The 23,067-nt window shown below is 65.1% G+C and carries 24 protein-coding genes; 3 read left to right on the forward strand and 21 right to left on the reverse strand.

The genetic code is table 11. The features are described 5' to 3' along the window. Positions 1–50 precede the first annotated feature (50 nt). On the reverse strand, positions 51–692 hold the full coding sequence (locus tag QE393_RS13195; RefSeq protein WP_007160588.1) for a TetR/AcrR family transcriptional regulator: 642 nt from the start codon (positions 690–692) through the stop codon (positions 51–53). A 171-nt stretch (positions 693–863) separates the two neighbouring features. On the opposite strand from QE393_RS13195, the gene QE393_RS13200 reads away from it, so the two are divergent. Beyond that, complete coding sequence (locus QE393_RS13200) at positions 864–1,994, forward strand: aminotransferase class V-fold PLP-dependent enzyme (RefSeq protein ID WP_310043941.1); 1,131 nt, start codon at positions 864–866, stop codon at positions 1,992–1,994. 216 nt (positions 1,995–2,210) lie between these two features. Here QE393_RS13200 and QE393_RS13205 read toward each other — a convergent pair whose 3' ends face one another. From QE393_RS13205 to QE393_RS13265, 13 genes are all read right to left on the reverse strand, one after another. Then, complete coding sequence (locus tag QE393_RS13205; protein ID WP_310043942.1) at positions 2,211–2,993, reverse strand: TatD family hydrolase; 783 nt, start codon at positions 2,991–2,993, stop codon at positions 2,211–2,213. 56 nt (positions 2,994–3,049) lie between these two features. Then, complete coding sequence (locus QE393_RS13210) at positions 3,050–3,406, reverse strand: PilZ domain-containing protein (protein ID WP_017641886.1); 357 nt, start codon at positions 3,404–3,406, stop codon at positions 3,050–3,052. Positions 3,407–3,445: 39 nt separating this feature from the next. Next, positions 3,446–4,429, reverse strand: coding sequence for a DNA polymerase III subunit delta' (locus QE393_RS13215; RefSeq protein ID WP_310043945.1), 984 nt, complete (start codon positions 4,427–4,429; stop codon positions 3,446–3,448). Beyond that, entirely contained in the window at positions 4,422–5,060 is a 639-nt protein-coding gene (tmk, locus tag QE393_RS13220; RefSeq protein ID WP_310043946.1) for a dTMP kinase, read from the reverse strand. The genes QE393_RS13215 and tmk overlap by 8 nt, the downstream gene beginning before the upstream one ends. Continuing rightward, the gene (gene mltG / locus QE393_RS13225) at positions 5,057–6,115 is read right to left on the reverse strand and encodes an endolytic transglycosylase MltG (protein WP_273807821.1); all 1,059 of its coding nucleotides are present in this window, start codon (positions 6,113–6,115) and stop codon (positions 5,057–5,059) included. The genes tmk and mltG overlap by 4 nt, the downstream gene beginning before the upstream one ends. A gap of 3 nt (positions 6,116–6,118) precedes the next feature. Continuing rightward, complete coding sequence (gene pabC, locus QE393_RS13230; RefSeq protein ID WP_310045637.1) at positions 6,119–6,931, reverse strand: aminodeoxychorismate lyase; 813 nt, start codon at positions 6,929–6,931, stop codon at positions 6,119–6,121. Continuing rightward, positions 6,931–8,175 carry a beta-ketoacyl-ACP synthase II gene (fabF, locus tag QE393_RS13235; protein ID WP_310043948.1) on the reverse strand — a complete coding sequence of 415 codons (1,245 nt, stop codon included), beginning with the start codon at positions 8,173–8,175 and terminating at the stop codon, positions 6,931–6,933. Before fabF ends, pabC begins: the two co-directional genes overlap by 1 nt. A gap of 137 nt (positions 8,176–8,312) precedes the next feature. Next, positions 8,313–8,549: an acyl carrier protein gene (gene acpP, locus QE393_RS13240; protein ID WP_007160597.1), complete on the reverse strand. Its 237-nt coding sequence runs from the start codon at positions 8,547–8,549 to the stop codon at positions 8,313–8,315. Positions 8,550–8,716: 167 nt separating this feature from the next. Next, positions 8,717–9,460: a 3-oxoacyl-ACP reductase FabG gene (gene fabG, locus QE393_RS13245; RefSeq protein WP_273807828.1), complete on the reverse strand. Its 744-nt coding sequence runs from the start codon at positions 9,458–9,460 to the stop codon at positions 8,717–8,719. 15 nt (positions 9,461–9,475) lie between these two features. Then, positions 9,476–10,411 (reverse strand): ACP S-malonyltransferase, encoded by a 936-nt coding sequence (gene fabD / locus QE393_RS13250; protein WP_310043952.1) that lies wholly within the window; start codon positions 10,409–10,411, stop codon positions 9,476–9,478. Positions 10,412–10,493: 82 nt separating this feature from the next. Then, complete coding sequence (plsX, locus tag QE393_RS13255; RefSeq protein ID WP_405046300.1) at positions 10,494–11,483, reverse strand: phosphate acyltransferase PlsX; 990 nt, start codon at positions 11,481–11,483, stop codon at positions 10,494–10,496. Positions 11,484–11,489: 6 nt separating this feature from the next. Then, on the reverse strand, positions 11,490–11,672 hold the full coding sequence (gene rpmF / locus QE393_RS13260) for a 50S ribosomal protein L32 (protein ID WP_007160601.1): 183 nt from the start codon (positions 11,670–11,672) through the stop codon (positions 11,490–11,492). A gap of 10 nt (positions 11,673–11,682) precedes the next feature. Beyond that, positions 11,683–12,210 carry a YceD family protein gene (locus QE393_RS13265; RefSeq protein WP_273807836.1) on the reverse strand — a complete coding sequence of 176 codons (528 nt, stop codon included), beginning with the start codon at positions 12,208–12,210 and terminating at the stop codon, positions 11,683–11,685. 99 nt (positions 12,211–12,309) lie between these two features. Between QE393_RS13265 and QE393_RS13270 the strand changes: the two genes are divergently transcribed. Beyond that, positions 12,310–12,888: a nucleoside triphosphate pyrophosphatase gene (locus tag QE393_RS13270; protein ID WP_273807838.1), complete on the forward strand. Its 579-nt coding sequence runs from the start codon at positions 12,310–12,312 to the stop codon at positions 12,886–12,888. A 21-nt stretch (positions 12,889–12,909) separates the two neighbouring features. Here the strand turns inward: QE393_RS13270 and sppA are convergent, their stop codons facing one another. From sppA to rluC, 3 genes are read right to left on the reverse strand one after another with little or no spacing between them, the layout of a single operon-like run. Beyond that, complete coding sequence (gene sppA / locus QE393_RS13275) at positions 12,910–13,902, reverse strand: signal peptide peptidase SppA (RefSeq protein ID WP_273807839.1); 993 nt, start codon at positions 13,900–13,902, stop codon at positions 12,910–12,912. Continuing rightward, on the reverse strand, positions 13,895–14,581 hold the full coding sequence (locus QE393_RS13280; RefSeq protein WP_273807840.1) for an HAD-IIIA family hydrolase: 687 nt from the start codon (positions 14,579–14,581) through the stop codon (positions 13,895–13,897). The genes sppA and QE393_RS13280 overlap by 8 nt, the downstream gene beginning before the upstream one ends. Beyond that, complete coding sequence (gene rluC / locus QE393_RS13285; RefSeq protein WP_310043956.1) at positions 14,574–15,527, reverse strand: 23S rRNA pseudouridine(955/2504/2580) synthase RluC; 954 nt, start codon at positions 15,525–15,527, stop codon at positions 14,574–14,576. The genes QE393_RS13280 and rluC overlap by 8 nt, the downstream gene beginning before the upstream one ends. Before the next feature lie 705 nt (positions 15,528–16,232). Here rluC and rne point away from each other — a divergent pair. After that, on the forward strand, positions 16,233–19,529 hold the full coding sequence (gene rne, locus QE393_RS13290) for a ribonuclease E (RefSeq protein WP_310043957.1): 3,297 nt from the start codon (positions 16,233–16,235) through the stop codon (positions 19,527–19,529). A gap of 576 nt (positions 19,530–20,105) precedes the next feature. Here rne and rpsI read toward each other — a convergent pair. The 4 genes from rpsI to zapE all read right to left on the reverse strand — a co-directional run bounded on the left by rpsI (position 20,106) and on the right by zapE (position 23,000). Further along, positions 20,106–20,498 (reverse strand): 30S ribosomal protein S9, encoded by a 393-nt coding sequence (gene rpsI, locus QE393_RS13295; RefSeq protein ID WP_017640910.1) that lies wholly within the window; start codon positions 20,496–20,498, stop codon positions 20,106–20,108. 15 nt (positions 20,499–20,513) lie between these two features. After that, positions 20,514–20,942 carry a 50S ribosomal protein L13 gene (gene rplM, locus QE393_RS13300; RefSeq protein WP_310043959.1) on the reverse strand — a complete coding sequence of 143 codons (429 nt, stop codon included), beginning with the start codon at positions 20,940–20,942 and terminating at the stop codon, positions 20,514–20,516. A gap of 207 nt (positions 20,943–21,149) precedes the next feature. Next, on the reverse strand, positions 21,150–21,851 hold the full coding sequence (gene nfi, locus QE393_RS13305; RefSeq protein ID WP_310043961.1) for a deoxyribonuclease V: 702 nt from the start codon (positions 21,849–21,851) through the stop codon (positions 21,150–21,152). A gap of 54 nt (positions 21,852–21,905) precedes the next feature. Then, positions 21,906–23,000 carry a cell division protein ZapE gene (zapE, locus tag QE393_RS13310; protein ID WP_208692212.1) on the reverse strand — a complete coding sequence of 365 codons (1,095 nt, stop codon included), beginning with the start codon at positions 22,998–23,000 and terminating at the stop codon, positions 21,906–21,908. Positions 23,001–23,067 lie beyond the last annotated feature (67 nt).

The following is a 23,067-nucleotide window of genomic DNA, read 5'->3' on the forward strand; positions in this document are numbered from 1 at the left end:
GTGGGACAAGAGAAAAGGGATGGCGCGGCATCCCTTGCCTCTATCGGACCCTAGGATCGGACAGGCGTTTCGACGTCTCGCTTGCGGCGGTTGCCCATGCGCACGCCGATCTCCATGAGGAACTGGAAGAAACCTTCCTGATCCTCCAGCACGTCGCGCCAGAACGGCGAATGGTAAAGGGCCACGGCCCCGTGCACCAGCGCCCAGGCGGCGCAGTAATGGAAATAGGGCGGTACGTCCTCGAGCTTGCCTTCGTCGATCCGGCCTTCGATCAGACTGGTCAGCCGCTGGAAGTTCGAGGTGCGGATGCTGTGCAGCTGCTCGACCAGTTCGGGCACCTGACGCGTCTTGACCACCTTCTCCTCGAGTCGATCGAACAGGCGATAGCGCTGCGGATCGCTCATGCGGAATTCGAAATAGGCGCGGGAGAGCGCTTCGCGGTCGCGGGCGACGTTGTCCGACTGGAACAGCTCGGCCAGGTCCCGCTCGTAATCCAGCATCAGGCGCAGATAGATCTCGGCCTTGGAATTGAAGTGCTTGTAGATGGTGCCTTTGCCGATACCGACCGCCTCGGCGATCATCTCGACGGTGACGCTGTCTTCTCCTTCGGAGAGAAACAGCTGCAGGGCGGTATCGAGGATTTCCTGTTCGCGGCGACGGAACTCGCGGACTTTGCGGGATTCTTTCTGCATGGCAGCCCACTTGTTGTTTTGAAAAGGGATAGGGCCTTCGAATCGCCAGTCACCCCTCGGCATACCGGCACTTCGTCACACCTTGGACGAGCTGCACCGAAAGCATCGGTGAACCGCGCGGGCGCGCCCCTTATTATGCCCCATCACACCCAGATTGTACGGATCGAGTCAATGTCTTCCTGGAAGCACGAATTCCCTCAGGCCTACGCCATGAGATACCTCAACCACGCGGCCGTGGCCCCGTGGCCCAAGCGCGCTGCGCAGGCCGTCACCGAATTCGCCGCCGAAAACTGCCAATACGGCGCGCGCAACTATCCGACCTGGCTGGTCATGGAACAGCGCCTGCGCGATCGCCTGACCCGCCTGCTCAATGCGCCGTCCAGCAGCGACATCGCCCTGGTGAAGAACACCTCGGAAGCGCTCTCCTTCGTTGCCTTCGGCCTGGATTGGCAGAGCGGCGACCAGGTGGTGATCAGCGATGAGGAGTTCCCCTCCAACAGGGTGGTCTGGGAAGCCCTGGCCCGCTTTGGCGTCGAGGTGGTGGAAGTCAGCCTGGGTGACACTCCCGAGGCTAATCTGCTGGCTGCCTGCGGCCCGCGCACCCGACTCATGGCCATCAGCGCCGTGCAGTACGCCAGCGGCCTGCGCCTGGACCTGCCCCAGCTGGGCCAGGGCTGCGACGCCAAGGGCGTGCTGCTGTGTGTAGACGCCATCCAGCAACTGGGCGCCCTGCCCTTCGATGCCCAGGCCTGCAACTGCGCCTTCGCCATGGCCGACGGTCACAAGTGGATGCTCGGCCCGGAAGGCCTGGGCGTCTTCTATTGCCGCGCCGATCTGCGCGAGCAGCTGAAGCTGCACGAGTACGGCTGGCACATGCTGGACAACGCCGGCGACTACAGCCAGCGCGAATGGCAACCGGCCAGCACGGCGATGCGCTTCGAGTGCGGCAGCCCCAACATGCTCGGCGCCGTCGCCCTGGAGGCGAGTCTGTCACTGCTGGAGGATGCCGGCATGGAACAGGTGGGCAAGGACCTGCTGGCGCGGATCGAGCTGCTCGACAGCCATATCCGCCGCCTGCCCGGTGCCGTCCTGCATTCGCCGGCCAACGTCGAGCGGCGCTCGGGCATCCTCACCTTCTCGCTCGAGGGCTGGGACAACCGCCAACTGTTCGAACGTCTCAAGACCGCCGACGTGGTCTGCGCCCAGCGGGGTCCGGGCATCCGCCTGTCGCCCCATTTCTATACCAGCGAGCACGTACTCGAGCAAACGCTGGATCTGGTCGGGGCACTGGCGCGCTTCTAGGGACCTGAAAGGCTCGGGATAGCCAGTGTCGGGCCAGCGCTATTCCAAAACTGTTTAAAAAACGTCCAATCCCGACTGGACCTTTTTCCGAGCTGACCAATACTCAAGTGACTGGTCGCGTCGACCCCCGCGGCGCGGGCCAGGCAGGCGGCTCTCCGTCCAGGCGAACCGCTGGTCCGGCCCGGGTATCCCAAGATACCCGGGCCATTTTTTTGCCTAGAGGATGGCGCGCGGAAACAGCCGCCGGAAGTTGGCCGTGGTCTGCTCGGCCAGGGTCTCCAGACTGACGCCTCGCACGTCGGCCAGGCACTGGGCGACCTCGACCACGAATTGCGGCAGATTGGCCTTGCCGCGGTGGGGCACCGGCGCCAGATAGGGCGAATCGGTTTCCACCAGCAGGCGATCGGCCGGCACCTGGCGCGCGACATCGCGCAGGTCGGCGGCGTTGCGGAAGGTCAGGATGCCGGAAAAGGAGATGTAGAAGCCCAGGTCCAGGGCAGCCTTGGCCGTCGCCCAATCCTCGGTGAAGCAGTGCAGCACCCCGGCGCCTGGCAGGTCAGCGGCGCCCAGCATGGCCAGGGTGTCGGCCCGCGCTTCGCGGGTATGGATCACCAGGGGCAGCGCCGTGCGGCGGGCCGCCTCCAGGTGCAGGGCGAAGGAGCGCTGCTGGATCTCGGCGGTGTCCGGCTGATAGTGATAGTCCAGCCCGGTCTCGCCGATGGCGGCGACGCGGGGATGAGCCAGCCGCGCCAGCAGCCAGTCGAGATCGATGGCACTGCCCTGGGCCGCGTCCAGCGGGTGGATGCCCACCGCGCAGTGGACGTCGGCATAGCGTTCGGCCAGGGCCTGCACCGTGGGAGCGTTGCCGGCATCGACGCCGATGCAGAGGAACTGGCTGACGCCCCGGGCGCGCGCGGCATCCAGCGCTGCGTCCAGGGAGCCGTCGTGAAGGGATAGATCGAGTCGATCCAGGTGACAGTGGGAGTCGACGAAGTGCACGGGAAATAGCCTTGAATCAGCAGCGACGCCCCGCCCCGAGCGGGACGGCGCAGGCATCACATGGTATGGGTGGGACGGTCCGACTTCAGCGAGCCGGCCAGATAGGTTTCGATCTTGTTGCGCGCGGTATTGTCGCCTTCGTTGAACTGCACACCGACTCCGGCGGCTCTATTGCCCTGGGCGCCCTTGGGGGTGATCCAGACGACCTTGCCGGCGACCGGGATCTTGTCCGGCTCGTCCATCAGGTTGAGCAGCATGAAGACCTCGTCGCCGAGCTTGTAGGTCTTGCCCGTCGGAATGAACAGGCCACCGTTGCGGATGAAGGGCATGTAGGCGGCATAGAGCACCGACTTGTCCTTGATGGTGAGGGACAGGATGCCATTACGGGGGCCCAGGTTCTGCGGCAAACTCATGAGATTCTCTCGAGACAGGCAAGACGAACGCGCGGATCGCTAGCGCCCGGGCACCAGGCCGGCCCAGCGGATCAACAGCGATTCCAGCAACAATACGCGGTTGAGGTTGGCTTTGCCCAGCACCTTCTGCCGCTCGGCATGCAGCCATTCCTGCAGGGCCAGCACCGTCTGCGGCGCGCTCTTCTCGGCCAGATAACCCAGTACCTTGGCCATGTCCGGTGCGGCTTCGACATCGGCACCACCCCACTGCTGGCGCAGGACGCCGTGGGTCCATTCACAGAACCAGTCGAGCAGCAGCGGCAGCGGCACGGCGTTCCAGCTCTCGGCCAGCTGACTGGGCGCCGCCTGGCGCTTGAGCAGGCGCTTCACCCCCTCCACCACCAGGGCCCGGCGGGCGAGCACGTCCTCGCCATGCAGGCGCAGGGCCGCCAACGGCGAGCCGCCGGCCAGCACCAGCAACTGGATGCGGATCTCCTCCTCAAGGTCCGGCAGGCGCTCGCCCAGCCAGGCGAGACTCTCGGCGCGCGAGGGCACCGGACAGGCCTGCTGCACGCAGCGGCTGCGCACGGTGGGCAGCAGGCGACTCGGCTGGTGACTCACCAGCAGCAGCACCGTAGCGCCCGAGGGCTCCTCCAGACTCTTGAGCAGGGCGTTGGCGGCATTGAGGTTCATCGCCTCGACCGGCTCCAGCAGGATCAGCTTGCGCCCGCCCAGCTGGGCGGTCTGGGTGACGAAGTCCACCAGGCCGCGGATCTGATCGACACGGATGGGCTTCTCGGCCTCTTCCGGCTGGATCACGCAATAATCGGGATGGGTCCCGGCCCTGAGCAGGGAACAGGCCTTGCACTGGCCGCAGGCGGCATCGCCCTGGGGCGCCTGGCACAGCAGCAGGGCGGCCAGGCGTTCCGCCAGATCACGCTTGCCGATGCCGCGCGGGCCATGCAGCAGATAGGCATGGGGATGCTGCCGCCGGGGCGAGATCCGCGCCCAAAGGTCCTGCTGCCAGGGATAGACGTCAGCCACCGAGCGTCGGCTCCAGGGTGGCGACCAGGGCGCGCAGCTCCGCCTGTACCTCGGCGAGACTGCGCGAGGCATCGATCAGGCGATAGCGGGCCGGCACGGCCCGGGCGCGATCCAGATAGGTCTGGCGCACCGCCTCGAAGAAGGCACGCTGCTCCTGTTCGAACCGGTCCAGGGCACCACGGCGGGCGGCACGGGCCAGGCCGATGTCCACCGGCAGGTCGAACACCAGGGTCAGATCGGGTTGCAGGTCGCCCAGCACGAAGGCCTCCAGGGTAGCGATGCGCTCGACGGGTACGCCGCGGCCGCCGCCCTGGTAGGCATAGGTCGCATCGACGAAGCGATCGCAGAGCACCAGGGCACCCCGCGCCAGGGCGGGCCGGATGACCTGGGCCAGGTGCTGGGCGCGCGCGGCGAACATCAGCAGCAATTCGGTATCCACGGCCATCGGCTCGGCCGCTGGCGCCAGCAGGATCTCGCGGATGCGCTCGGCCAGCGGCGTACCACCCGGCTCGCGGGTCAGCACCACCTCGCGCCCGCTGGCGCTAAGAAGTTCGGCGAGATAGTCGCGGTTGGTGCTCTTGCCCGCACCCTCGGGACCTTCGAGGGTGATGAACAGACCGTTTGCCGTCATGGGGTTTCCTTGGTTTCGGACGTCTGCGGAGCGGGACTGGAGCGATAGTCGGCACGTCGCTTGAGCTGGAAGTCGCGGACCGCCTGGTTGTGCGCCTCCAGGTCCTTGGAAAAGACATGGCTGCCGTCGCCACGGGCGACGAAGTACAGGCTGTCACCCTCCTTGGGATGCAGCGCCGCATGAATGGCCTCGCGACCGGGCATGGCGATGGGTGTCGGCGGCAGTCCCGCGTTGAGATAGGTATTGTAGGGCGAGGGCTCGCGCAGATCGGCGCGGGTGATCCGGCCGTTATAGCGGTCGCCCATGCCATAGATCACGGTGGGATCGGTCTGCAGCAGCATGCCGGCCGCCAGTCGCCGGACAAAGACCCCGGCGATCTCGTCGCGCTCTTCGGGGACGCCCGTTTCCTTTTCCACCAGCGAGGCCATGATCAGCGCCTGGTAGGCGTCCTTGTAGGGCACCGCGGGATCACGCGCCTGCCATTCCTGATCGAGCACGGACTGCAGCCGCTGATTGGCCTGGCGCAACAGGTCGGATTCGCGCTGGCCCTTCACATAGCGATAGGTATCCGGAAAGAAACGTCCCTCGGGGTGCTGGCCGTCCAGCCCCAGGCGTTTCATCAGGGCCGCATCGTCCAGCTCGGCGGTGTCGTGGTCGAGCTTGGGCTGGCGCGCCAGCGCAGCGCGAACCTGGCGGATATTCCAGCCCTCCACCAGGGTGAGGCCGTATTGCACCACCTCGCCCTTGCGCCAGAGGCTGAACAATTGCTCCACCGTCATGCCCGGGGTCAGACGGTATTCGCCGCTGTGCAGCGTCTGCCCGGCCAGATTGAAGCGCCAGTACAGGCGCAGCCAGAAGGCGCCGTCGAGTACGCCCTGCTCTTCCAGGCGCAGCAGACTGCCGCCCGGGGTCCCGCCCTTGGGGATCTCGATCAGTTGCTCGCCGTCGACTTTCAGCGGCTGAATCAGTGCCTGGTGCTGGCGCCAACCGGCCAGGACCAGCAGCAGGCCACCGGCGGCCAATACCGCCGTAAGCAGAGCTCTCGCCTTGCGCATCGGCTATTCCAGAATCTCGTTTATCGAACCTTGCAGTTTACGGGTCACCGGCCCCACGGACCAGTTCGCGGCTGCGTACCGGCGCACGGGCCAGATACCGTATTGGCTGTTGCAGAGGAAAACTTCGTCGGCACCGAGCAGATCGTCCAGCGCCAGCGGCCGGACCTCGCTCTGGATGCCTGCCTGAGCGGCGAGGTCGAGCAGCAGACCGCGCAGCACCCCGGCCACGCCACAGCGATCGAGCGCGGGGGTCTGCAGCCGCCCCGCGCAGACCAGGAACAGATTGCTGAACACCCCTTCGATCGGCCGGCCGTCCTGATCCAGCATCAGGCCTTCGGCATAGTCGGTGCTGGTCCATTCCCCGCGCGCCAGGACCTGTTCGAGTCGATTCATGTGCTTGAGCCCGGCCAGCAACGGCTGGGTAGCCAGGCGCGTCGCGCAGGGATAGAGGGCGATGCCCTCGATCGCGTGCGCCGGTGGGTAGGCCGGCGTGGGCGAGGCCAGCAGCAGGCGCCGCACCTCGGGTTCGGCCGGCGGGGCGTAACCGCGCAGGCCATCGCCGCGGGTGTACAGCAGCTTGGCGACGCCCTCCCCCAGCAGCGCCGCATAGGCGCGGACTTCAACCTCAAGCTGAGCGAGGTCGCAGGGAATGCGCAGCCGCTGGCAACCGGTGGCCAGCCGCTGCAGATGACGGTCGAGCAGACGCGGCTGGCCCCGGCGTACCGCGATGGTCTCGAACAGCCCATCGCCATAGGCCAGACCTCGATCGCGTTGCAGACCAGGGTCCAGCGGTTGGCCGTTGAGCCAGTCCTGGATCAAGCCTCGAAGCGCCGGAACACCAGACTGCCGTTGGTGCCACCGAAGCCGAACGAATTGGACAGGGCCACTTCGATGGGCCGCTGCCGCGCCTCGTGGGGCACGAAGTCCAGATCGCAGCCGTCGCTGGGATTGTCCAGATTGATGGTGGGCGGCGCCACCTGGTCGCGCAGGGCGAGCACCGTGAAGATGGCTTCCACCGCGCCCGCGGCGCCCAGCAGGTGACCGGTCATGGACTTGGTGGAGCTCACGCTCAGACGCTTGGCCTGCTCGCCGAACACCTGCTTCAAGGCCGCCACCTCGGCCAGGTCGCCGGCCGGCGTGGAGGTGCCATGGGCGTTGACGTAGTCGACCGCTTCCGGCGCTATACCGGCATCCTTGAGCGTCGCTCTCATGCAGCGAGCGGCGCCCGCGCCGTCTTCCGGCGGGGCGGTCATGTGGAAGGCGTCGGCGCTCATGCCGAAGCCGATCAGCTCGGCATAGATGCGGGCGCCCCGCGCCTTGGCGTGCTCGTAGTCTTCCAGCACCAGGGCGCCGGCACCGTCGGACAGCACGAAGCCATCGCGATCGCGATCCCAGGGACGGCTGGCGCGGGTCGGATCGTCATTGCGGGTCGACAGGGCACGCGCCGCGCCGAAGCCACCCAGACCCAGACCCGAGGTCGCCATCTCCGAACCGCCGGCGACCATGACGTCGGCCTCGCCATAGGCGATGTTGCGCGCCGCCATGCCGATGCAGTGCGTTGCCGTGGTACAGGCGGTGGCGATGGAGTAATTGGGGCCCTGCAGACCCAGATGGATCGACAGGAAGCCGGACACCATGTTGATGATGGAGCCCGGTACGAAAAAGGGGGAAATACGGCGTGGACCCTGGGCGAGCAGCGACTGGCAATTCGCCTCGATATTGGTCAGTCCGCCGATGCCGGAACCCATGGCGACACCCATGCGCTCGCGATTGCCATCGTTGACCTCGAGACCGCTGTCACGCATGGCCTGGAAGCTGGCGGCGAGACCGTATTGGATGAACAGATCCAGCTTGCGGGCTTCCTTCGCGGACAGATACTGCTCCACGTCGAATCCCTTGACCGATCCGCCGATCCGCGTGCTGAAGGCAGAGACGTCCATATGCTCGATCGGCGCGATACCGCTGCGACCGGCCAGGATGCCTTCCCAGCTGCTCGCTACATCGGCGCCAAGCGGCGATACCATGCCCATACCCGTGATCACGACACGTCTACGCGACACACCCAACTCCTCTTGTCCTTCCGGGGCGGCCACCCCTCTTGAAAACAGCCGATTGCATCGATCTTGACCTTGGACCTAAAGAAAAGCCGCACGCCCTACAGGACGTGCGGCTTCTTTTGTCCGAAACTGGCGACTACTTATTGCTGGTGAGCAACGATGTAGTCGATAGCTTCCTGGACGGTGGTGATCTTCTCAGCCTGCTCGTCCGGGATTTCGGTCTCGAATTCCTCTTCCAGAGCCATCACCAGTTCGACGGTGTCAAGGGAGTCGGCGCCCAGATCCTCGACGAAGGAAGCGCTGTTGGTAACTTCCTCTTCCTTCACGCCGAGCTGCTCAGCGACGATCTTCTTAACGCGTTCTTCGATGGTGCTCATACCGTGTTCTCACTCCTAAAGGAAAAATCCGCACAACGGATTGCGCGTAAGTGTATAGAAAGGGATTTCCGTATTTCAAGCTGACGCGACATCAAGACGTATGCGCGGCCATTGCTGGTCCGACAGTTTACCAGCTTAGCGCAATAGCCGCGCGGGGGTAACGTCGGTCAGCTCATGTACATTCCGCCGTTCACGGGGATCGTGGCGCCGGTCACATAGGCCGCGCCCTCGTCCGCCAGGAAGCCGACCACCTTGGCGATCTCGTCGGCCTGACCGAGGCGGCCGGCCGGGATCTGGGTCAGCAGCGCGGTGCGCTGGGCTTCGGGCAGCTCGCGAGTCATATCGGTGTCGATGAACCCCGGGGCCACGGCATTGACGGTGATGTTGCGCGAACCCACCTCGCGGGCCAGCGCCCGGGTAAAGCCCTCGAGACCGGCCTTGGCGGCGGCATAGTTGGCCTGACCGGCGTTGCCCATGGCGCCAACCACCGAGCCGATGCTGATGATACGACCCCAGCGACCCTTGGTCATGCCCTTGAGCACGGCCTTGGAGAGACGGAACAGGCTGTTGAGGTTGGTATCGATCACGTCGAACCACTCATCGTCCTTCATCCGCAGCATCAGGTTGTCGCGGGTGATGCCGGCGTTGTTGACCAGGATCGACGGCGCGCCGAATTGCGCCTGGACCTGCTCGAGGGCGGCCGCGACGGAGGCGTTGTCGGACACGTTGAGCACCAGACCGGTACCTTCGATGCCATTGGCCTTGAGCGACTCGGCGATGCGCTGGGCGCCCGCCTCGCTGGTCGCGGTGCCGATCACCGTGGCGCCGAGCCGACCCAGTTCCAGGGCGATGGCTTGACCGATACCACGCGTGGCGCCCGTGACCAGGGCGACCTTACCTTGCAGACTCATCTCGTTTTCCTCGATTCAAAAAGCCGCGCGCGCGGCGGCGAAGGCGTCGGGGGTGTCCAGGGCCAGTGTTTCCACGCCCTTGACGCATCTCTTGTTCAGGCCGGCCAGTACCTTGCCGGGGCCGCACTCCACCAGGTGGGTGATGCCCTGGGCAGCCAGGTACTGCACGGACTCGACCCAGCGCACCGGGCTGTACAGCTGGGCCAGCAGATCCTGCTGGAGGCTGGCCAGATCGGTGTTGACGCCGGCATTGACGTTCTGCACCACCGGAATCTCCGGCTGGCTCCAGGCGCAGCCACGCACGTCCTCGGCGAAGCGCTCGGCCGCCGGACGCATCAGGTCGCAGTGGGAGGGCACGCTGACCGGCAGGGCCACGGCGCGCTTGGCACCCAAGGCCTTGCAGGCCTCGATGGCGCGCTCCACCGCAGCGGCGGCACCGGCGATCACCACCTGACCCGGGGCATTGAAGTTGACCGCGCTCACCACTTCACCCTGGGCGGCTTCGGCACAGGCGGCCAGCACCTGGGCATCTTCCAGACCCAGGATGGCGGCCATGCCGCCCTGCCCGGCGGGCACGGCTTCCTGCATCAGCTCACCGCGGCGCGCCACCAGGCGTACCGCCTCGACGAACGGCAGGCTGCCCGCGGCGACCAGCGCCGAATATTCGCCCAGGCTGTGACCGGCGACATAGGCCGGCCTGGCGCCGCCCTCGGCCAGCCACAGACGCCACAGCGCGATGGAGGCGGTCAGGATGGCGGGCTGGGTACGGTCGGTCTGGTTGAGCGACTCCTGCGGGCCCTGCTGGGTCAGCGCCCAGAGGTCATAGCCGAGGACGGCGGACGCTTCGGCGAAGGTTTCGCCGATCAGCGCGTGGTGCGTAGCCAGCTCACCCAGCATGCCCAGGGCCTGGGAACCCTGACCGGGAAAGACGAAAGCGAGAGAGGCGGACATAGGCAGGTCTCTTGTAGGTCCATTGCCGGCGAAACCGCGGTTCCGCCACTGACAGACTGAGATGTCGGTGTCGACCGGTCGGTCACACCGCTTTCAGAACCGCCAAGTTTAACCGGATCCGCCCGGGGAGATCAGTCTCCACATCGCGCAGGGAACGCTCGATGGCCTGAACGAGACCGACTTCGCCTGCCGCGCCATGGCTTTTCACCACCACCGCATTCAGGCCGAGAAAGCTCGCGCCGTTGCGCAACTCCGGATCCCAGTGGCGGAAACGCCGGGCCAGCCACGGCTGCAGCAACTGACGCTCGAGCCAGGAGGCCGTGCCGCTGCGCTCGACCAGCAGGCGCAGCAGCGCCTCTCCCGACTTGAGCACGGCATTGCCGGTGAAGCCATCGCAAACCACCACATCCGCCACCGCGGCATAGAGATCGCTGCCCTCGACGAAGCCGATGAAGTCGAAGGCCTGACTCTCGGCGAGGCGCCGTGCGGCGTCCTGGATCACCGGCGTGCCCTTGCCCGGTTCGCGACCGACATTGAGCAGCGCGACCCTTGGCCGCACCACGCCCCGGGCCTGGGCCGCACCCGCCCCCAGATAGGCGAATTGCACCAGCTGTTCGGCGGTGGTGTCGAGATTGGCGCCAAGATCCAGCAGCAGCGTCTGATGCCTGCCCTGCCCGGGCAGCGCCGACATCATGGCCGGACGATCGATGCCCGGCAGCGTGCCGAGCAGCAGGCGCGCAAGCGCCATCCACGCCCCGGTATTGCCGGCGCTCAGGCAGCCCTGGGCACGGCCTTGCTGTACCGCTTCGAGCGCGGCATGCATGGACGTACGGGTGCGACTGCGCACCACACTGGCGGGACGCTCATCGGGCCCGACGAGGCCATCGACGTATTCGAACTGCAGGCGAGCGGCAAGAGAGGCAGGCGGTGACCAGGCCGACAGGGCGTCGCGCTGACCACAGAGAAGGAGGTGTAAGGCGGGGAAACGCTCGAGGGCGTCGAGTGAAGCAGGAACAATGCAGCGGGGACCGAAGTCCCCGCCCATTGCATCGATCGCGATGACGATTTCGATCGAGAATTACTCGTCGGAACCTTTGTCGATCACTTTGCGACCGCGGTAGAAACCGTCGGGCGACACGTGGTGGCGCAGGTGAACTTCACCGGTGCTCTTTTCCACGGACAGAGCGTTCGCTTCGAGGGCGTCGTGCGAACGACGCATGTCGCGAGCGGAACGGGATTTTTTGTTCTGCTGAACAGCCATGATTTAACTCCTAAACGTTTGGGTCACGCTTCAACTGCGCAAGTACACTGAACGGGTTGGGTCGCTTTTCCTCGTCCGCCGGCTCTTCGGGCGCCTCGAAACCTTCCGGATGCTGGCAAGCACCTTCTGGATGCACGGGAATGATCGGCAGCGCGAGCAGCAGCTCTTCTTCGATCAGACTATGCAGATCCAGGGGTTCGTCACCAACCTCCAGGGCATCGTAACCCTGTGGCAAGGCATCGGCCGACTTCCCTTCCCAGAGCACGGCGAAATCGAATTCGCTGCTAATGGGAAGCACTGCCGGCTCCAGACAACGCTGGCAAATCATCTCGACCTTGGTATCCAGGACACCATGGATGACGAATTGCTTTTGTTGATCACGCCCGAAGTCGAGGACGACGGCAACCGCGCCTTCGGACTTCACGAGCTGCTCGCCGACACGCCGCATGTTCGCGAGAGGCAGCTCACCCTTGAGGGTTACGCCGCGATCCGCCAATTTGCGAGGATCGACCTGAGGTGGAATTGGCCCATTCAACATAAGCGCGCCATTATAGGGACGGCCTTACGGCTGTCAAAGGAAATTAACCCCGAAGCGACTCCGACCGACCTTTGGTCGACCTCGCCCGAGAACAAACTGATGCCTCTCATTCTACTCGCTTCCAGCTCGCCTTACCGCCGCCAATTGCTGGAAAGGCTGCACCTGCCCTTCGCCCACCAGTCGCCGGACATCGACGAGACGCCGCTATCCGGCGAGAGCCCGCGGGCGCTGGTAGAACGCCTGGCCCGAGCCAAGGCCGCCGCCCTGGCCGATCAGCGGGAGCCGACCCTTATCATCGGTTCGGATCAGGCGACTGCCATAGACGGAGAGATTCTTGGCAAGCCCCTGAATCACGACCGTGCCCACCAGCAGTTGGCCCGGGCCAGCGGTCGCACCCTGGTGTTCCATACCGGACTGGCCGTACTGGACAGTCGGACCGGCGAGTGCCGAAGCGAGGTGGTGGATTTTCAGGTGCGCTTTCGCCCGCTGGATGCTGCGACGATCGACCGCTACCTGCGGGCGGAGCAACCCTATGACTGCGCTGGCAGCTTCAAGGCCGAGGGCCTCGGCATCGCCCTGTTCGAAGCCATGCAGGGAGAGGATCCCACCAGCCTGATCGGCCTCCCACTGATCCGCCTGGCCGCCTTGCTGCGCCAGGCAGGACTGCAGGTGCCCTAGGCCAGCCGCAGCTGGCAGCGGCTAACGCAGCGCCGGACCCTGCCAGCCCATATAGAGGGCCAGACGCTCGGCGACGCTGGCACCCAGGCGCTTGGCGAAGCGATCAAAGGGCGAGTCCTCCTGGGTAAAGTCGACCAGGCGCTCCTCCTTGACCACATCCCGTGCCACGTAGCTGGCACTGCCAAGACCATCGATCAGCCCCAGGGAAAGCGCCTGCTCGCCGGACCAGACCAGTCCGGAGAACAACTCGGGATGGCCCTCGACCTTGAGTCGATCGCCGCGGCCTTTCTTGACGCTGTCGATGAACTGCTGATGAGTGGTATCCAGCACCTGCTGCCAGAAGCGGGTTTCTTCGGGCTTCTGCGGCTGGAAGGGATCCAGGAAGGCCTTGTGCTCGCCGGAGGTATAGACCCGCCGTTCCACGCCCAGCTTTTCCATGGTGCCAACGAAGCCGAAGGAAGCCGCGGTCACGCCGATGGAGCCGACCAGACTGGCCTTGTCGGCGTAGATGGCATCGGCCGCACTGGCCACATAGTAGGCGCCCGAGGCACCCAGGTCGGCGATCACCGCGTACAGCTTGATGTCCGGATGCAGGCCGCGCAGACGCTTGATCTCGTCATAGATGTAGCCGGATTGCACCGGACTGCCGCCTGGGCTGTTTATCCGCAGCACCACACCGCGGGTGTTGCTGTCGTCGAAGGCCTTGCGCAGCGCCGTCACGACATTGTCGGCACTGGCCTTCTCGTCGTCGGCGATCATCCCCTTGAGTTCGATGAGCGCAGTATGGGCGCCGGACTCGGTCACCCCGCCCTTCTTGCCCAGGGACAGCAGGGGCGTGAACAGCACCAGCATGACAATCAGGTAGGCGAAGGTCAGCAGTTTGAAAAAGATGCCCCAGCGCCGCGCTCGCCGTTGCTCGCGCACGCTGGCAAGCATGGTCTTCTCGATCAGGGCCCAGGTCTTGTCGTCCGCCGGACGCGTACGTCCGCTGTCTTCCTTCCACTCGTCAGCCATGCCCGCCATCACTCCTGCACACAACATTGTCACCCAGCCATAGCGCCAGGTCCGCGAAAGCTTCGATCACCAGGCGCGGCCCGAAATCCCTCAGGACCTCGGCCGGCTGGGCACCATAGGCGACCCCGACCGCAGCGACCCCGGCACGCCGCGCCATTTCCAGGTCGAAGACGGCATCCCCAACCAGCAGGGCACGCTCCGGCGCCACGCCGCAGTGGGCGAGAATTTCCCGCACCATCTGCGGATCGGGCTTGCCGGCGGCCTCGTCGGCGCAGCGGGTGATGTCGAAGAACTCGCTCAAGCCATGCTGCTGCAGCGAACGCGCCAGCCCGCGCCGGCTCTTTCCGGTCGCCACGGCCAGCTGATAACCCTGGGCGCGAAAGCGCTGCAGCCCGCTCAGCACATCGGGAAACAGGGGCGACGCCGCCTGCTCGCGACGGACGAACTCTGCGCTGTAGGCATCGCGAAAGCCTTCGATCTGCGCCGGGGTCACCAGATGCGGATAGAGGGTCTGGATCGCCGCGACCAGCTCCAGGCCGATGATGCCCTTGATGGCCACGTCGCTACGCGGCGGCAACCCCAACTGCTCGGCCGCGACGTGCATGACCTCGACGATCCGGCCGATGGAATCCGCCAGGGTCCCGTCCCAATCGAAGATCAGCAGCTGGTAGTCAGGCATCCAGACGCTCCAGCGTCTGACTCCAGGTGCTGTCGACCGGTGCCTCCAGGCGCAGCTCACCGCCCTCGGGCAAGGGAATCACCAGACTCGCCGAGTGCAGAAACAGTCGCTTGCCGCCGAGTTCGCGGATCCCCTGGGAAAAGGCTTCGTCGCCGTACTTGGGATCGCCGGCGATGGCGTGCCCCGCATGGCGCGCGTGGACGCGGATCTGATGGGTCCGCCCGGTCACCGGCCGCGCCTCGACCAGGGTGGCGAAATCGCCATAGCGCCGCAGTACCCGGAACTCGGTGAGCGCCTCCTTGCCCTCGTCGTTAACCTCGACCATGCGCTCGCCGGACCTGAGGGTGTTCTTCAGCAGCGGCGCGCTGATCTTTTTCTTAGCTGCCGGCCAATGGCCCCGCACCAGGGCGTGATAGCGCTTGTCCACGCCGTCGCCGCGCAAGGCTTCGTGCAGGAAGCGCAGCATGCTGCGCTTCTTGGCGATCATCAGCAGGCCCGAGGTATCCCGATCGAGACGATGGACCAGCTCGATGTCGCGGGCGTCGGGACGCAGCTGGCGAAAGACCTCGATGACCCCGCCAGACAGGCCACTGCCGCCGTGCACGGCGATGCCGGCCGGCTTGTTGATGACGATGAGGGTCTTGTCCTCGTGGACGATGGAGTCCTCCAGGCGCTCGAGCAGTCCCTTGGCCAGGGGCGCCGGCTCGTCAGGCTCGGACAGGCGCAGCGGCGGGACGCGGATCTGGTCGCCGGCCTGCAGACGATAGTCGGGCTTGATGCGTCCCTTGTTCACCCGTACTTCGCCCTTGCGCAGGATGCGATAGATGAGGGTCTTGGGCGCACCCTTGAGCTGGGTACGCAGGAAGTTGTCGATACGCTGGCCGGCATAGTCGGCGGGCACATCGAGCAGTTGAACGCCGGTGCTGGGAGAAGGAGGCTTAGTCATCGGCAGATGATAGCAATTTTCCCTTATTTGAAGCACTTAAAGCTTGCTGCTATAGTCCGGAGGCGGTTATCAGTCCTGTCTGGATGGCACCGCTCGCGAGGCCGTAGATTCCGCCCGCGAATAATAGGCTGCAAATGCAATAGTCACTGGACGTCTGGCCGTCCAGCAGACCGCCGACTCTGCCCAAGGGGGTGAGTGGCGAGCTGCGATCCGCCTGGTAACCAAGGCAGCGGCACCCAGGGTGTCAGCTGTAAAACGACAACCGCTCCGGACCTTGCGGGCGGCACCAGATTCCTGAAGATTGTGTGCAGGATGGAGATGCACAACCAGCGTATCGCGTAGCCTGACAGTACGCCTGCAGCCCGCTTCGCGCCCAGCTTCGGCCAAGGTGACGATCGCAGGTGGAAGCCTCAAGGCCAACGGCCGATGCTCCAACCGCGACACCTGACACGAATCCCGCGACGACCCGGCTGCCTGAGCCTTTCGGCTGTCACGCCCGCACCATGCCTGGTTGATTCCTCCTCTTGTGGAGCTGCAACGGCAGTCGCTCAAGCGCCTGCAGGAGACGTAGTCGCGGCACGCCCCCCGGGCCTGCTGCTGGACACGAAGGCCGGCTTGGACCGGCTTCGATACGACCCCGTGCACCCTTCTCCTGAATCCTGTTGCCACCACGCGGGCCGAGAGCCTGGAACGTAGTGGTATTACATGAAAAGAATGCTCATCAACGCGACCCAGCCCGAGGAATTGCGGGTTGCCCTGGTCGACGGTCAACGTCTGTTCGATCTGGACATCGAGTCCGGAGCCCGCGAACAGAAAAAGGCCAACATCTACAAAGGCCGCATCACCCGCATCGAGCCCAGCCTGGAAGCCGCCTTCGTCGACTTCGGCGCTGACCGCCACGGCTTTCTGCCACTGAAGGAAATCTCCCGGGAATACTTCAAGAAGAACCCGGAAGGCCGCGTCAACATCAAGGAAGTGCTCTCCGAAGGCCAGGAAGTAGTCGTCCAGGTCGAAAAGGAAGAGCGCGGCAACAAGGGCGCCGCCCTGACCACCTTCATCAGCCTCGCCGGTCGCTACCTGGTGCTGATGCCCAACAATCCCCGCGCGGGCGGCATCTCCCGTCGCATCGAGGGTGAAGAGCGCAACGAACTGCGCGAAGCCCTGAACGGCCTGAACGCCCCGGGCGACATGGGCCTGATCGTGCGCACCGCCGGCCTTGGTCGCAGCACCGAAGAACTGCAGTGGGACCTCGACTACCTGCTGCAACTCTGGTCCGCCATCAACGAAGCCTCGGGCGAGCGCAAGGGTCCCTTCCTGATCTATCAGGAAAGCAACGTCATCATTCGCGCCATCCGCGACTATCTGCGCCAGGACATCGGCGAGGTCCTGGTCGACAGCGTCGAAGCCCAGGAAGAAGCCCTGAGCTTCATCCGCCAGGTGATGCCGCAGTACGCCAGCAAGATCAAGCTGTACCAGGACAGCGTCCCGCTGTTCAATCGCTTCCAGATCGAAAGCCAGATCGAGACCGCCTTCCAGCGTGAAGTGAAGCTGCCCTCGGGCGGCTCCATCGTCATCGACCCCACCGAAGCCCTGGTGTCCATCGACATCAACTCGGCGCGCGCCACCAAGGGCGGCGACATCGAAGAAACCGCCCTGCAGACCAACCTGGAAGCGGCTGAGGAAATCGCCCGCCAGCTGCGCCTGCGCGACATCGGCGGCCTGATCGTCATCGACTTCATCGACATGACCCCGGTCAAGAACCAGCGCGCCGTGGAAGATCGCGTCCGCGAAGCCCTGGAAGCCGACCGCGCCCGCGTGCAGATCGGTCGTATCTCCCGCTTCGGCCTGCTGGAAATGTCCCGCCAGCGCCTGCGCCCTTCCCTGCGCGAAACCAGCGGCATCGTCTGCCCCCGTTGCAACGGCCAGGGCATCATCCGCGACGTGGAATCCCTGTCGCTGGCCATCCTGCGCCTGATCGAGGAAGAAGCCCTCAAGGATCGCACCGCCGAAGTCCGCGCCCACGTACCCATCCAGGTCGCGTCCTTCCTGCTCAACGAGAAGCGCAACAGCATCACCAAGATCGAGCTGCGCACCCGCGTGCGCATCATCATCCTGCCGGACGATCACATCGAGACCCCGCACTTCGAAGTGCAGCGTCTGCGTGACGACAATCCCGAGCTGCTGAACAGCCAGTCCAGCTACGAGATGGCCAACACCGAAGCCGAAGAGGTGCAGCCGGTCAGCTCCACCCGCACCCTGGTGCGCCAGGAAGCGGCGGTGAAGGTCGCGCCCGAGCGCGCACCCGCCCCTACCCCGGTCACCGCCGAAGTCGTGGCGCCCGCCGCTACCGCAGCCAAGGCCACCGCCGAGCCCAATCTGTTCAAGGGCCTGGTCAAGTCCCTGGTCAGCCTGTTCGCCGGCAAGACCGAAGAGCAACCCATGGCCGACAAGGCCGTTGCCGCACCGGTCGCCGCCAAGAGCAGCGACGAGCAGCGCAGCCAGGACGAGCGCCGCAACGGCCGTCAGCAGAATCGCCGCCGCGAAGGTCGCCGTGACGACGAGCGCAAGCCGCGCGAAGAGCGTCAGCCCCGCGCCGATCGTGGCGAGCGCAGCGAGCGTCCGGCCCGCGAAGAGCGCAAGCCGCGGGAAGAGCGTCAGCCCCGTGAAGACCGTCCGGCTCGCGAGGAGCGTCAGCCCCGCGAAGAGCGTCAACCGCGTGAAGAACGCCAGCCGCGCGAGGAGCGTCAGCCTCGCGAAGAGCGCGCCACCCGCGAAGAGCGTCAACCGCGTGAAGAACGCCAGCCGCGCGAGGAGCGCCAGCCTCGCGAAGAGCGTCAGCCCCGCGAGGAGCGCGCCATTCGCGAAGAGCGTCAGCCGCGTGAAGAGCGTCAACCCCGTGAAGATCGCCAGCCGCGCGAAGAGCACGTGAGTGCCGAAGAGCGTCCGGCTCGCGAAGAGCGCCAGCCGCGCGAGGAGCGCAAGCCGCGGGAAGAGCGTCAGCCCCGTGAAGAGCGCAAGGCGCGCGAAGAGCGTCAGGAAGCGGCCAGCGCCGAAGAGCTGAACGAAGAAGAAGTACTGGAAGGCAATGACGAGCTGGAAGAAGGCGAAGAGCGTCCGCGTCGTCGTTCCCGCGGTCAGCGTCGCCGCAGCAACCGTCGCGAGCGCCAGCGCGATGCCAATGGCAACTTCATCGAAGACGAAGAGCCGGGTACCGACGCCAATGTAGCGCCCGCCGCCATAGCTCTGGGTACCGCTGTCGTGGTGAGCGAGAGCGTCACTGCCGTCGCCACCCAGGAAGAGGCTCGCGAGGTTCGCCAGCACGAGCCGGTAGTGGCTGCCGACACTCCTGCCGCTGAAGCCACCCGGGAAACCGCGATGGAGCAGCCTGCCGCCGAGGCGCCTGCCCAGCCGGAGATCCTCACGCCCAACGTGAGCCAGCTCCAGGACGAGCGCGCACCGCACCAGGAAGTGGAAATTGCCGCACCTGCCGCCGAGCAGGTCGCCCCGGTCGCGACCCCCGCCCCCATTCCTGCCGCACCGGTCGAAGCCGAAACTGCAGAGTCGGCCGCGGGCCGCGCCTCCAACGACCCGCGCGAGCGTCGTCGCCGTGAGCGCATGGCTCGTGAAGCTGAAGCCGCTCGCGCCAACCAGACCGAGCAGCAGGCCGAGGCACCCGCTCTGGGGGCTATCGCCGAAACCGAGGAAACCTTCGCCACCGCAGCGGTAGGCACCGTGGAGCCGCAGCAGGCGCCCGAGGCCCAGCCCGTCCAGGCGACCGAAGAGCTGCCCGCAGCCGAGGCCGAGTCGGCACCGATCGTGATGGAAGAGCCGGTCGAGGTCGTGCCCAGCCCGGCCCAGGAAGAAGCGGCCAGCGTCGCCCTGACCGGTCAGGACAGTGTCACTGACGAAGCGCCCAAGGCCGATGCCGTGAAAGAGGATGAAGCCACTCAGGCCGAACTCGATCGCAAGCTCAAGGACTCCCGGGAAAATCACCCCGGCTGATCTCAGCCACCCATGAAAAGGGGCGCCTAGGCGCCCCTTTTTTATGCCTGGAATCCGCACAGGCGGCGGTACGCGCTCGAATAGGTACTCGCGCCGGCCCAGGTAAGGCTATAGAAGCCTCGTACGGGCTGACGCCGAGCCCGAGACAGAGGAATAGGCCTTGGTGCCGGGCGCCGAATTGGAGCTGCCTCAGCCACCCTAGGGCGCCTCGACATAGCAGGCAGGTTGGCGCTGAGCACAGCGAAGCCCGGTGCTGGCGAGATAGACGGGCTGTTGGGCTTCGGCGATGGAGCTGCCTCAACCCAACCTACGGTGCCTCGCCATACCGGGCAGGTTGGCGCTGAGCGCAGCGCAGCCCGGTGCTGGCGAGATAGACGGGCTGGGCTTCGGCGATGGAGCTGCCTCAACCTAACCTGTGGTGCCTCGACATACCGGGCAGGTCGGCGCTGAGCGCAGCGAAGCCCAACGACAGGCGAGATAGCCCGCCTGCCCGAGACTCCGGCGCCCATGCGGGAAAAATCCTGGGCATAAAAAAACCCAGCCATTGGCTGGGTTTTTCGAGCGTATCCCGAAGGATTAACGCTTGGAGTACTGCGGACGCTTACGCGCTTTGCGCAGACCGACTTTCTTACGCTCGACTTCACGGGCGTCACGAGTGACGTAACCGGCTTTGCGCAGGGAGCTGCGGTAGCCTTCGTCATACTCGATCAGAGCACGGGTGATGCCGTGACGGATAGCACCGGCCTGACCGCTCACACCACCGCCAGCGACGGTAACGTAGATGTCGAACTTCTCCAGGGTCTCGGTCAGCTCGAGGGGCTGACGCACGACCATGCGCGCGGTTTCGCGGCCGAAGAAGGTGTCCAGAGCGCGATCGTTGATGGAGATCTTGCCAGTGCCCGGACGAAGGAAGACACGAGCGGTGGCAGTCTTACGACGGCCGGTACCGTAATTTTGAGTTGCCGACATGTTGTACTATCCCGATTAAAACTTGAGTTCTTGGGGCTGCTGAGCGGTGTGCGGATGGTTCGCACCCTTGTACACCTTGAGCTTGCGATACATGTCGCGGCCCAGCGGGTTCTTCGGCAGCATACCCTTGACGGCGGTCTCGATGACGCGCTCGGGAGCACGGGCGATCAGCTTTTCGAAGTTGATCGACTTGATGCCACCCGGGAAACCGGAGTGATGATAGTACATCTTGTCGGTAGTCTTGGCACCGGTCACACGAACCTGCTCGGCGTTGACGACGACGATGTAGTCGCCGGTGTCAACGTGAGGGGTGTATTCGGGCTTGTGCTTGCCACGCAGGCGAGTGGCGATTTCAGTAGCCAGACGACCCAGAGTCTGGCCAGCAGCGTCGACGACGTACCAGTCGCGCTTAACGGTTTCCGGTTTTGCGGTGAAAGTTTTCATTCTCTATGGCCTCAGAGGCCGCCCTGGTAAAAAGACGGCAAATTCTACACAACAGTGCAACCCCAGACAAGTCGGGGGCAGCCGGAAACAGACGCTCTTCGGGGGCTCGGGTCGGCGTCCGCTACGGCGATTTCGGCAGGCTTAGGCATCCCCCGCCAAGAAAGCTGCGGCATGATACCCGTTCAGGGTAAAAAAGCAAGCAGAGAATCAGAAGGAAAATAGCGCCTGGGTAGCCGCCGAGCCCTGACGGCGTGAGGCCAGGTGGTCTGCCAGTCGCGTGGGTTCCGGCAGGCGATGGCGCCTTACGCAGGCCATGACCAGCGCCGGCGCAGTGGCCAGGCCGACCCGGTGCCCGGGCGAGACGATCAGCGGCTTGACCCGATCCTTGCTGCGCAGCACCGTGCCTATCACTCCACCCTCTCGATCCAGCAAGTCGACCTGGCTGCCGCGCGTCTCGGCGAGTTCGCCGTGGTGGCCGGTAAGGATTTTCTTGGCCACGCCGATCGTCGGCAGACCGGTGACCACACCCAGATGAGCGGCGATCCCCAGCCGGCGGGGATGGGCGATGCCATGGCCATCGCAGAACACCAGGTCGGGAGTCTCCGGCAATTCCGCCAGCGCCTGGAGCAGTGCGGGAAGCTCCCGAAAGGACAGCAGTCCCGGGACATAGGGCATCACCGTGGGGATGCGGGCGACGGCATGGGCCAGCGGCTGCAGGGTCTCGGCATCCAGCAGGACGGCCACCGCGCGGGTGATCTCGCCGCCCTCCTCGAAACCTGCATCGACACCGGCGTAACGCCGCGGCGAGCCGAAGTCGTCGTGCAGCAGGACCTGCTTGGCGAGTTGCTTTTGCAGGATGCGCGCCTGGGTGGGCGAGCCATCCCACTCGGCGAAGGGATTGGAATTCACACGTACCTCCCGAGAACCTGGGTCAAAGGATTGATCCTTCAACCCAGGCAGGGTTCAGGGCTTGTGCGGTCGGGCGAGGTATTCGTGGGACTGCATTTCCAGCAGACGGCTAAGGGTGCGCTGGAATTCGAACTCCAGACGGCCACCGGAATAGAGGTCCTTGAGCTCGACCTCAGCGGACAGGATCAGCTTGACCTGACGATCGTAGAATTCATCGACCAGGTTGATGAAGCGTCGCGCCATGTCGTCCTTGAGCGCATCCATCTGCTCGACATTGCTGACCAGCACCGTCTGGAAGATCTTGCCCAGCTCGATGTAGTCGTTCTGGCTGCGCGGACCGTCGCAAAGGGCGCGGAAATCGAACCAGGCGACGTCTTCGCAGGTGCGACGAGCGCGGATCTCGCGATTCTCGATCATCAGCGGCACATCTTCGCAGAGGTCGTTGCACTCGACGGTGAGCGAACGGAAGCTCTTGGCCATCGCCGCCTCGACGGCTTCGCTCAGCGGATAGTGAAACAGCTGGGCCTGTTCCAGGGCGCGCAGGCGATAATCCACGCCGCTGTCGACGTTGACGATTTCGGTATGTTCCTTGAGCAGCGCGATGGCCGGCAGGAAGCGCGCGCGTTGCAGACCGTCCTTGTAGAGGCCGTCGGGCACGATGTTCGAGGTGGCGACCAGACTCACGCCGTTCTTGAACAGCTCTTCGAGCAGGGTCGCCAGGATCATGGCGTCGGTGATGTCGGAAACGAAGAATTCATCGAAGCAGATCACCCGCGCCTCGTCGGCGAAGCGCCGGGCGATTATGGTCAGGGGATTCTTCTCGCCCTTGAGGGTACGCAGCTCTTCGTGGACACGCTTCATGAAGCGGTGGAAGTGGGTGCGCATCTTCTGCTTGAACGGCAGGGCGTCATAGAAGGTATCGACCAGATAGGTCTTGCCACGCCCTACCCCACCCCAGAAATACAGACCCTTGATCGGCGTGACCGTCTTGCGCCCGAGCAGCTTGCCGAACAGGCCACCCTTGGCGGCGGGCTCGACGAGCAGTTCGTCATAAAGGCGCTGCAGATGGCGGACGGCCTCTTCCTGGGCAGCATCGTAGAAAAACTCCGGGCGCTTGAGGTCGGCCTGGTAACGCTCGAGGGGGGTCATGGCGGCTTCTGGTCGGATGGGAAAAAAGGGTGGTCACTGTAATGGTGGTCCCTGGCGTTGACAACGC

The organism is Pseudomonas sp. SORGH_AS_0211, assembly GCF_031453455.1.
In the GTDB taxonomy this organism is placed as follows: domain Bacteria; phylum Pseudomonadota; class Gammaproteobacteria; order Pseudomonadales; family Pseudomonadaceae; genus Chryseomonas; species Chryseomonas aestiva.